The following is a 9,267-nucleotide window of genomic DNA, read 5'->3' as shown; positions in this document are numbered from 1 at the left end:
CTTGGGGTGCGGGTCTCGGCGCGTCCTACAATCGCACCATTTCCAGGCATGCCCTGTCCTTGAGGCCCCAATGCCGATCAACATCACGAAGATCGCCCAGCAATACACGTCGCCTTTGGCCAGGATGGCAGGCCCAGGCAGCGCGGTTCAGGCTTTACTGGCGCAGCAGGAGCGTTGGCGCAAGCAATTGCTCGGCCCCTCCTACGCGCTGCAAACCATTCGTGACCATCTGAGTGTGCAAGAGCAATTCATGGATCAGCATCGCAAGCTGATTGCTTCCTCGCTCTCATTCGGGATCAATGACCTGATTCAGCGCACACTGAGGGTCGGAGAGTTAGCAAACGTCCTGGGTCAATCGAGCGCGACTCTAGAGCTTATCGAGCAGAATCGCCGCTTGATGGATCAGGTGGCACGCATTGCCGATCCTTTTCAGGACATGCGTGATCGGCTGAAGCTGGACCAGTTCCATCCTTGGGTTTCGCAGATCGCCGCGGCCGCTGAGCACGCCAGGGAGCTACTGGAGTCGTTGCCTGATCAAGAGCCTGGCGATGATCAGCCCAACTGGGAGGTGCTGGAGGACCAGCTTCAGAACGTACAGACCTCGATCGCGAAGCTACCGCTCGCCGGTGCGACAAACCAAGAACTGCGCGCGATGGGGTTCTCGCGAGCCGATTGGGTCGTCCTGTTCCTCACGGTGGCCTGTTTTATCCTCGACGTCCTTGGGTATCTGGAGGCACGCGCTCAGGGGCAGTTTGCGCGCGACCAAGCGACTCAAGAGCAAGCGGAAGAAGATCGGGCTGCGCAGGAAGAGAGGGAGTTTCGCGAACGCTTGCTTGCCGCGATCGAGGCGTTGGGGGCCCACTCCCCTGTCCAGCACGGCCACTATGTGGTCGGCAATCGGGCCGTCCGCGTGAAGTCTGCGATCACCGGGGGTCTGCCTCTCGACATGGCCCATCCGAACCAACTCGTTCTGGTCACCGGCAAGCAGGGGCGCTGGTTCAAGATTCGCTATCGCAACCACTTGGAAGATCGCGAAGTAGAGGGCTGGGTGCTTAAGCATTACCTGGTCCGCAAGGCACCTGCTTTTGAGCCCGATGCCGAGGAATGATCAGGTCCGCTGCTGCTGCACGCGCTTGCGAATGCGCTGCGGCCAGATAAAGACGTCATTGCTGAGGTTCATTCCAAACAAGAGCATCAAGTTCAGTGCCACGATGCCCGCTATCCCTGGCCAACTGATTTTCTGAGCGGATACTGCGGCCAAGACGCTGAGCATCATCATAAGAAAAAGCATCACAATCTGGATGTAGCCCCAGATCGCAATAAGCGTGGGCGCCATGACGCTGAGCTTGCCGTTCTGAAAAACCAAGCTGCCGCTGCTCCGGAGGATCTTGATTTCCTTGTCCGTCAGGTCGGCCTCGTGCTTGAGCGTGATGATCTGCTCGCGCTGTAGTCGATTTACAGTGAAACCGAAGCGCCTGCGAAACGCCTGCTCATCGCATATCGCCAAGTGGTCCTGGTGATCGGGCGACCACTCCGCCTCCTTGATGGCGGTGTCGATCGCCACCAGCACCTCTTGCATGGCATCGATATGGCCCGACTGCGCCTCGGCGCGATCGGCTCTTGCGCCAGCGGGAAACGCAACAATCTTTGCGCCGGCCGAACGCGACGACCTATCGTCCACGGGCCACCGCCACAGCCACCACATCGGCCACGATTTCGGGACTGATGCGCCCCTGTTCCACGCCCATTTGATACAGCGCCTTCATGACGCGGGCGCGGTGCTCGGGACGCATCTTGCGGCCCACCTTAGCCAGTTCACGATCCAAGGCCGCCACGACCTTGTCCACCAACTGAAAGTCGATGCCCGCTTGGCGTGCCTTCTGCGGTGTCTCGTCGGTGCCGGACATCAGCCAGACCGGATCGATGCCATAAAGGTCGTACAGCGCCTTGACCAGTCCGGTGGGCACTTCCCGCTCGCCACGCTCGTAGTGGATGTAGGCTCGCTTGGACAGGCCGACCTGTTCGGCCAGCGCGGCCTGGCTCAGACCCAGTTCGGCACGAACCGCCGCCAACCGGCGAGCGATCATGTCCTTATCGAGGGGGCTGGTGGATGATCCCATTTGTGCACTATATTGGCGCAATAATGCGCCAAGACTACCGTGATGACGGGCACAAGGGAACAACACGAGTTCATCAAGATGCGCCTGCGATTGGCGGGCTCGTCGTTGGCCTGTATCGCCCGCGAGCTGGGCATCCAGCCTACGACCGTCACGGCGACCTCGCAGGGCAAGCGCCGCTCGCGCCGGATCGAACAGGCCATCGCCCGCAAGCTTGGCTGCACTCCTCAATCCCTATGGCCAGCCCGCTACGACGAGACCGCTTCGGAGGAGGGCTTGCCATGAGCTAGACCCTTTCCCCGCCCACTACCATGGTGCGGAAATGCAAAAGCCCCCGAACGCGCCAACGTTCGAGGGCCTAGGATGCAGAGAAGCAAGCTCTTGCGCTGCATTCTGCGTAACCGCCTCCCCATCGTCAAGCCTCCCGGCCGGCCTTGAGCCCGGCCGAACGGGTGGCGTTTGCCCGAGTCCCTCTGACGGGATCGTGCAGGACCGCGAGCGCCTTCATGCAGAGACTGAAAGACATCTGTCGCTGGATCTTGCGAACAGATAAATCGGACCGCGCCATAGGCCGGTCGCTGGGCATCTCGTACAGCACGGTCAGCCGCTATCGAAAGATTGTCGCCGAACAGGGGCTGCACTGGGATGCTGTCGAGCCACTGGATGAAGTGGAGCTGGACCGTCGGCTTAACCCGGGCCGGCACGCCGCCAAGAAGCCCTTCGCCGAACCGGACTGGTCCCACGTGCATGCCGAGTACGAGCGGCCGGGAGTCACCCTGACCCTGCTCCATGAAGAGTACGCGCTGGAGGTCGGTGAAGCTGGCATGTCGGAGACGGAGTTCCGCCGACGCTATCAGCGCTACGCCCGCACGCGCGGGCTGGTCATGCGCCAGATCCACTATCCCGGCCAGGAGTTGTTCCTGGACTTCTCGGGCATGCGTCCCTGGATCACGGATCCCAAGAGCGGGGCCAGGCGGCAGGTGGAGCTTTTCGTGGCCGTCCTGGGCGCCAGCCGCAAGACCTTCGCTTATGCGGTAGAGAGCCAGAAGATCCCGGACTGGATCGAGTGCAACATCCGGGCCATGACCTTCTTCGGTGGCGTCACCCGCTACCAGGTACCTGACAATCTCAAGGCCGCCGTCATCCGGCGCACGCGCGAGGATGGGGCACTGATCAATGCCACCTACGCCGAGTTCGCCGCGCATTACGACACCGACATCATGCCGGCCGGGCCACGCAAGCCCAAGCACAAGGCGGCGGTGGAGATCGGGGTCAAGCTGGCCCAGCGCTGGATTCTGGCAAGGCTGCGCAATCGGGTGTTCTACAGCATCGAAGAACTGAACCAAGCCATGGCGCCGCTCCTGGAGCGGCTCAATGACAAGCCGATGCGGGGCGTGGGCAACAAGAGCCGCAACACGCTGTTCGCCGAACTGGATGCCCCGGCGTTGAAGCCGCTGCCCGACATGCCGTATGAGTTCGCCGAGTGGAAGGTGGGCATCACGGTAGGGCAGGACTACCACGTGGTGTGGAACGAGCACTATTACTCGGTCCATCACAGCATCGTTGGCAGGAAGGTCAACCTGCGGGCATCGGCAGACCATGTGTCGGTCTTCATGCATGGAAAGCGCGTGGCAATCCACCCGCGCGACGACACCCCGGGCGGCCTCAGCACGTTGCCTGAGCACATGCCCCCGGCCCACCGCGCGCACGGCCTGGACAGCTACGACACGGTGACGACCTGGACGCAGCAGCAAGGCGGCGCGATCGCCGCCTTCTTCGAGCAGCACCTCAAGCACCACGCCAACGCCGCCCAGTCCCTGCAGGCCGGGCGCGGACTTCGCACGCTGGCCAGGGACTACGGCACGGATCGCCTACAGGCCGCCTGCTCCCGCGCTTTGGCCATGCATGCCCGCAGCATCAGTTCCGTGAAATCTATGCTCCAGCGCGGTATCGAGGCCACCCCGATCCAGGGCGGTGACGCGGCAAACGATGACCCCATCGCCCACGAGAACGTGCGTGGCGCGGACTACTACCAGAACACCTAAGGAGAAATAGCATGACCCTTCAATCCACCCAGGAACGCATGCGCGAGCTTCGCCTTCACGGAATGCTCGAAGCCCTCTCGCACCAGCAATCGCAGGCCTCCTACAGCAGTCTCGGTTTTGAGCAGCGCCTGGCGCACCTTGTCGACGCAGAACAAAGTCATCGGGATACGCAGCGGCTGCAGCGTCTTCTTAAGAGCGCCAAGCTCAAGTACAGCGCCAGCCCGGAAGCGATCGACTATCGCCACTCCCGTGGCCTTGATCGCGGTCTGATCGCAGACCTGCTCACTTGTGGCTGGATAGAACGCCAGCAGAATGCGCTGATCACAGGTCCCACCGGCACCGGCAAGACGTGGTTGGCCTGTGCGTTGGGTACGCAGGCCGCCCGTCAAGGGCATAGCGTGCTCTACAAGCGCACTGGTCGCCTGCTGGAAGAGATGGACGTAGCGCACAAGGATGGCTCGCTGGCCAAGCTGCGAGGGCAATTGGTCAAGATGAAACTGTTGGTCTTGGACGACTTTGGCTTGACGGGCCTTAACGCACGAGGCCGCAGCGATCTGCTTGAAATCCTGGATGACCGCGTGGGCACCGGCTCCACGATCATGCTGGGCCAGATGCCGGTCAAGGACTGGCATGCCTTCATCAACGATCCGGCACTGGCCGATGCCATCCTCGATCGCTTGATCCACAGTAGCCACAAGCTGGAACTGAAAGGCGACTCGATGCGCAAGCGCAAGTCGGCCTCTACGAAGTAGCCTCAAGGTGCCCAACAGGCTGGCGGCGGTGTCCAGTTCATTTGGCGCCGCTGCCCAGAATGTTTGGCGGGAGTGTCCAGTTTGTTTGGCGATCACTGCCCAACTGGTTGGCGTTTAGCACGGCGACCACTGCTGGCCCAGCTTGCAAGCCACCAACCAGCGCAGACGAGGGTTATCGGCCAACCGGCAAGACTGTGGCCTCCGGGCTGCCTCCCAAGCGGCCTCATCGGCATGTGCGGCCCGATATCGGTCACGGCCACCATGCCGTGCCACTTCCCGGCTAATCGTCGAGGTAGGCCGCCCTAGGCTGAGCGCAATCTGGCGAAACGACTGGCCAGAAGCTAGGCATCGAGATATCTCTTCGCGGTCCATTAAGCTCAGCGACCGGGCGGATCGGCGACGTTCCCTCGGCGCGATCCCGCCTTGCGCGGCCAGAACCCCGAAAATCGAACCCGGATTCTTGTCAAAGAAGCGGGCAATGTCGCTGAGCGACTGGCCGCCCTTCCATCGTCGCCATAGATCTCGCTTCTGGGCTCGAGACATGCCGGGCCGCCCCATCCTTGCCATATCGTTCGCTCCTATCAGTGCAACTGTTGATCATGTTGCATTGACGGGTTGAACTCACCCTGCTAGTGTCAGAGCGCCGATGCACTGGACCCGTTCCTGTCAGCGATCCAAGATGGGATAGCCACCGAGATCAACGGGCCAAACTCGCCTGGATGGCTCTCCGAAGAGTCCATACAAAGCGGGTAAGACTGAAGCTGAGCTTCTTCATTTTTTTCGCGACTGGAGCCAACAAGTCGAGAACATCGTCACTTCACTCTACTGGGTAGCACAGGGTATCAATCAACTTATGAGATCACCTCGATGGCAAAACCCTGAGCAACTAAGTTGGATAAGTGTCGTAGGCGCGGGCAGGGGAGCGTAGGGATTGAGCGACAGCGCAGGCAGCTTACCCCATAGCGCTATACATAACGGATGTTATGCGAACTAAGTTATTGATTATATTATCTTTTGTTCCGCTAAGCAAATAGCCAGAGCTTGTAGCCAACACCGTTCCCAAAAGTCTGTAAGCTAAGTATTCCTTAGTACGTCATCAGGCATTCGCGTGACCATGCCCGCCGAACGCACCCGCAACGTGCTTCAGGCCGGCGCGTTCCTGAGAGAACTCGCCGGCAGCAAGGACGTGCCAAAATCGGTACGGGAAGAGGCGTACCGGCTGCTTCGGCACTATCCAACGGTCAGCGACATTGAGGCCATTGCCCAGCACGAAGAACGGCTGCGGGAGCTGACCCAGTCGGCCTTCGTACGCCCTTATTTGACCAGTCAGTTCGACGCAGATTGGTTTCGCGGCTTTCCCCTTGGCCCGCATCGCATCTGATCATGAAGCGATCGACCAGACCCGGAAGACGCGAGTCAGCCGCGGAGGCAGACCTGGAGGCTGCGCTCGAGCGAGCCCGTGGCGACTCAGCCCAGGAGCTTGCCTTCTTCAAGCAGTTGATGGATGCGATGGTCTACGTGCATGCGCCTGTCTCGGACGATTCCCGGACACCTAGGCTGGTCCAGTTCCGACACCCCGACGGGTTTGACGCCATCCCGTTCTTTACCTCGCTGGGTAAGGCGGAGGTGGCCAGCTCATCGGCCGTCAAAATCCTGGGGGTGCCGGGACGAGATTTGTTGGAGGGTTCGCGGGGCGCGACGTTAATGCTCAATCCCAACGACGGGGGCATTGTCCTGTATCCGGAAGAGATCGCGACATGGTTGGATAAGGGTTTCTTGGCCAGGGTGGAACGGCTGGCGCCAGCGGAGTTTGTGGTAGGACCTGCCCTAAGAGCACCGGCTTGGCTAGCTCCCACCATCGCCCGCAGCCTTGAACCTGCCACTTTCGTCTCGTCGGCGTATCTCCTGGAAACTCACTCGTCAGGGCGCATCGAGCAGTCATCCGGGCTGTTGATCTGGCTAGTGGTCGACATGGTATTCGCCGAGCGAGCCGCCCGTATGGTGACCACTGCCATACAGCCCTTGTGCGGCGATTTAAACGTCATCATCGATGTGGCGATCCACGACGTATCGCAGCCTTTGCCGGCGGGCCTCGATGATCCTCAGATCATGCCCGTATTCAAGAGAATCACGTCAACCTGAGCGCAGCGTACCCATCCAATGAGCCACGAAGAAAAGCTATTAGCACTCCTTCCGGAATTGACCGAAGAAGAGAAGGATCGCCAAACCCGCGAGGGTCTGGCCGACGTGGACGCCGGACGGACGATCCCGCACGACGAACTGCTGCGATGGGTCAGGCAGCTGACTGTACCTGCTTGAGGGTTCCCGCTGGCGTGGAAGCTTGGGAACTGCGGCTGGTCAAGGGCGCTAAATAACGCTGCGGTAGGAAAATCATGTCCCGTGGTGGTAGCGTAATGTCGTGGGCGCTAGGCAGGCGCCCGTCGCCCGTCATCGCAAAGCTGTTAACAGCACTGCCGAGAAAGCAGGACCGCTCAACCGACCATGACCTTGTTCGGTTCGAGAAATGGCTGACGGGCGACATTTCACATCGGACCGTGAGGACACTGTCATGTCAAAAATCGTACATCCCTCCACGATGGAGGGCATCAAACGCTTGGCCAAGTCGCTCAAGCGCGAAAAGAACATCTCTCACACCGAGGCGCTGGATCAGGCGGCCCAAGCGGCTGGTTTCCAGGATTTCAGGCACGCCCAAACTACGCTGTCACAAGCCGATTCTGCTACGCGGCGGACCTGAGTTTCGGACCTGACCAGCATCGCGCCGCTGTTCGGTCCTTCTGGCAGCGGCGTCTTGTCAGTAGATCTGTGACTTTCTCGGAGTGCACAATAAATCTGTGACTTAGCCGGGAGCGGGGGGAAAAGTCACGGCTTTTCCGAGCCCGGTTCTCCGGCGGTTCACCCTACCCCAGCTTTTAACGTCCTACAAGTGTCATTGTCGGACGTTATACGAATAACGAAATACGGAACCGTAAAACGATTGCAGAAATGCTCAGAACGCTTTAATGTCGGGGCATTGCTAACACCGGGATCAGCCATGGCGCGACCTTCAACCATTTCCGCAGAGGAAGTTTTTGCCGCTGTGGCCAAGCTGGTGGCCGCCGGGCAGTACCCGAACCCGACGAACGTGCGCCGCGAACTCGACAGCCGCGGCAGCCCGCCAGTGGTGCAGCGGCACATTGGAGAGTGGTACCGCGAATTCGGGCCGGAACTGGCACGCAAGGCGGCAGCTAAGCCACCGAAAACAGCCACCAGTGGTCTCCAGGCTGAACTCAAGCGGCTGACCGAAGACGCCATGAAAGAGCTGGAGGCGTCACAGCTACAGCGGAAGACCGCTTTTGATGAGCGTCAGGCCTCGCTCGAAGCCCTCGAAAAGGACTTGCTGGCACGGGCGCAGCGGCAGGACATTCGCGAACTCGAACAGCAGAACCTGATTTCAAAGCTGGAGTCAGACCTCAAGGACGTGCGTTCCGACCTTGGAAAGGCGCTGTCAGACTTGGATGTGTCCCGAGCCGAGGGACAGGCAGCTTTGACGAAGCTCGCTGCCAATGAAGCGACCTATGCAGCCACGCTTCAACAGTTGGCCATGAGAAAGGAACGAGACGAGCTGCAGCAGAAGGAACTGCAGCGTTTGAGCGGTATTGCTGGCGAACTGCGGGTTGCCCGTGAGCTCGCCGAACATTCTCGGGTGTATGCCTCAGAACAAGCCGCGCGGGCTCGGACCGCTATCGCGGAAAAAGAAGATGCAGTGCGCAGTCTTCATTCGGTAGAGCTGCAATACGCAACCCTGTCTACGCAACTGGACAGTGCTCGCGTCACGACGGATGCCGCACGTATTCGGGCTGACGAACTGCAATCCCAACTGGATGCCGCATTGGCGGACGTGGCACAGGGCAAGAAGGATCATGCAGTTGTCAGCGCACAACTTGTGGGTATGGAGAGCTTGGTAGAAGCGCTGCAATTGCAGGTGCGCCAACAAGCTTCAGAACACAAGGCTAATCTTGATTTTGCCAGCACCTCTCTGGCTTCGCTCAATGGAATTGAAACAACGCTGCAGAGCTTGCTACAAGCTGCTGGCGCTTCAACTGAACCAAAGGGTAGTAAGAAAAAGTAGCCGTGCAAGACGTTACGTCCTGAAGACTTGCCGGTCCATAGACACAGAGGCAGGGAGTAGCGACCCTACTGAATCGGCCAGCTACCCTAGTGGCAAGTCAGTTCCTCAGCATGGAAAGTGATGGCGCGGGTGTGAATGAAGCATACTTGTAGTGCAGCGACTCTTGATCGGCGCTGTTAGGCACGAACCAACTGTGGAAGGCACAAGCATGGTTACTCGATACG

At 59.9% G+C, this 9,267-nt stretch carries 11 protein-coding genes and 1 pseudogene; 9 read left to right on the top strand and 3 right to left on the bottom strand.

What is annotated here, in order from left to right; translation table 11 throughout:
* Window positions 1–70 precede the first annotated feature (70 nt).
* Window positions 71–1,108, top strand: a complete 1,038-nt coding sequence (locus AC1Q5B_RS13080; RefSeq protein ID WP_492632038.1) for an SH3 domain-containing protein — start codon at window positions 71–73, stop codon at window positions 1,106–1,108.
* Here the strand turns inward: AC1Q5B_RS13080 and AC1Q5B_RS13075 are convergent, their stop codons facing one another.
* Window positions 1,109–1,681: a hypothetical protein gene (locus AC1Q5B_RS13075; protein WP_492632037.1), complete on the bottom strand. Its 573-nt coding sequence runs from the start codon at window positions 1,679–1,681 to the stop codon at window positions 1,109–1,111.
* On the bottom strand, window positions 1,671–2,087 hold the full coding sequence (locus AC1Q5B_RS13070; RefSeq protein WP_492632036.1) for a helix-turn-helix domain-containing protein: 417 nt from the start codon (window positions 2,085–2,087) through the stop codon (window positions 1,671–1,673). The genes AC1Q5B_RS13075 and AC1Q5B_RS13070 overlap by 11 nt, the downstream gene beginning before the upstream one ends.
* 75 nt (window positions 2,088–2,162) lie before the next feature.
* Here AC1Q5B_RS13070 and AC1Q5B_RS13065 point away from each other — a divergent pair, with 75 nt between their 5' ends.
* From AC1Q5B_RS13065 to istB, 3 genes are all read left to right on the top strand, one after another.
* Window positions 2,163–2,402, top strand: coding sequence for a helix-turn-helix domain-containing protein (locus AC1Q5B_RS13065; RefSeq protein WP_492632035.1), 240 nt, complete (start codon window positions 2,163–2,165; stop codon window positions 2,400–2,402).
* Window positions 2,403–2,551: 149 nt separating this feature from the next.
* Window positions 2,552–4,162 carry an IS21 family transposase gene (gene istA, locus AC1Q5B_RS13060; RefSeq protein WP_492632034.1) on the top strand — a complete coding sequence of 537 codons (1,611 nt, stop codon included), beginning with the start codon at window positions 2,552–2,554 and terminating at the stop codon, window positions 4,160–4,162.
* Between the two features lie 11 nt (window positions 4,163–4,173).
* Window positions 4,174–4,914, top strand: a complete 741-nt coding sequence (gene istB, locus AC1Q5B_RS13055) for an IS21-like element helper ATPase IstB (RefSeq protein ID WP_492632033.1) — start codon at window positions 4,174–4,176, stop codon at window positions 4,912–4,914.
* Between the two features lie 120 nt (window positions 4,915–5,034).
* Here istB and AC1Q5B_RS13050 read toward each other — a convergent pair.
* Window positions 5,035–5,481: pseudogene (locus AC1Q5B_RS13050) on the bottom strand (transposase); the annotation flags it as partial.
* A 547-nt stretch (window positions 5,482–6,028) separates the two neighbouring features.
* Here AC1Q5B_RS13050 and AC1Q5B_RS13045 point away from each other — a divergent pair.
* The 5 genes from AC1Q5B_RS13045 (at window position 6,029) to AC1Q5B_RS13025 (ending at window position 9,043) form a co-directional block, all read left to right on the top strand.
* Window positions 6,029–6,295 carry a BPSL0761 family protein gene (locus tag AC1Q5B_RS13045; protein ID WP_232310133.1) on the top strand — a complete coding sequence of 89 codons (267 nt, stop codon included), beginning with the start codon at window positions 6,029–6,031 and terminating at the stop codon, window positions 6,293–6,295.
* Window positions 6,296–6,297: 2 nt separating this feature from the next.
* Window positions 6,298–7,056 (top strand): SseB family protein, encoded by a 759-nt coding sequence (locus AC1Q5B_RS13040; RefSeq protein WP_062350366.1) that lies wholly within the window; start codon window positions 6,298–6,300, stop codon window positions 7,054–7,056.
* An 18-nt stretch (window positions 7,057–7,074) separates the two neighbouring features.
* A complete protein-coding gene (locus AC1Q5B_RS13035; RefSeq protein ID WP_157074017.1) occupies window positions 7,075–7,233 on the top strand; it encodes a hypothetical protein in 159 nt (52 codons plus the stop codon).
* Window positions 7,234–7,483: 250 nt separating this feature from the next.
* Window positions 7,484–7,669 carry a hypothetical protein gene (locus AC1Q5B_RS13030; protein ID WP_157074016.1) on the top strand — a complete coding sequence of 62 codons (186 nt, stop codon included), beginning with the start codon at window positions 7,484–7,486 and terminating at the stop codon, window positions 7,667–7,669.
* A 297-nt stretch (window positions 7,670–7,966) separates the two neighbouring features.
* Window positions 7,967–9,043, top strand: a complete 1,077-nt coding sequence (locus AC1Q5B_RS13025; protein ID WP_492632032.1) for a DNA-binding protein — start codon at window positions 7,967–7,969, stop codon at window positions 9,041–9,043.
* Window positions 9,044–9,267 lie beyond the last annotated feature (224 nt).

This window comes from Pseudoxanthomonas sp. GW835-FHT14C01, assembly GCF_058793715.1.
Note: the sequence above shows the minus strand (reverse complement) of the source record. Positions and strands in the feature narration are given on the sequence as shown.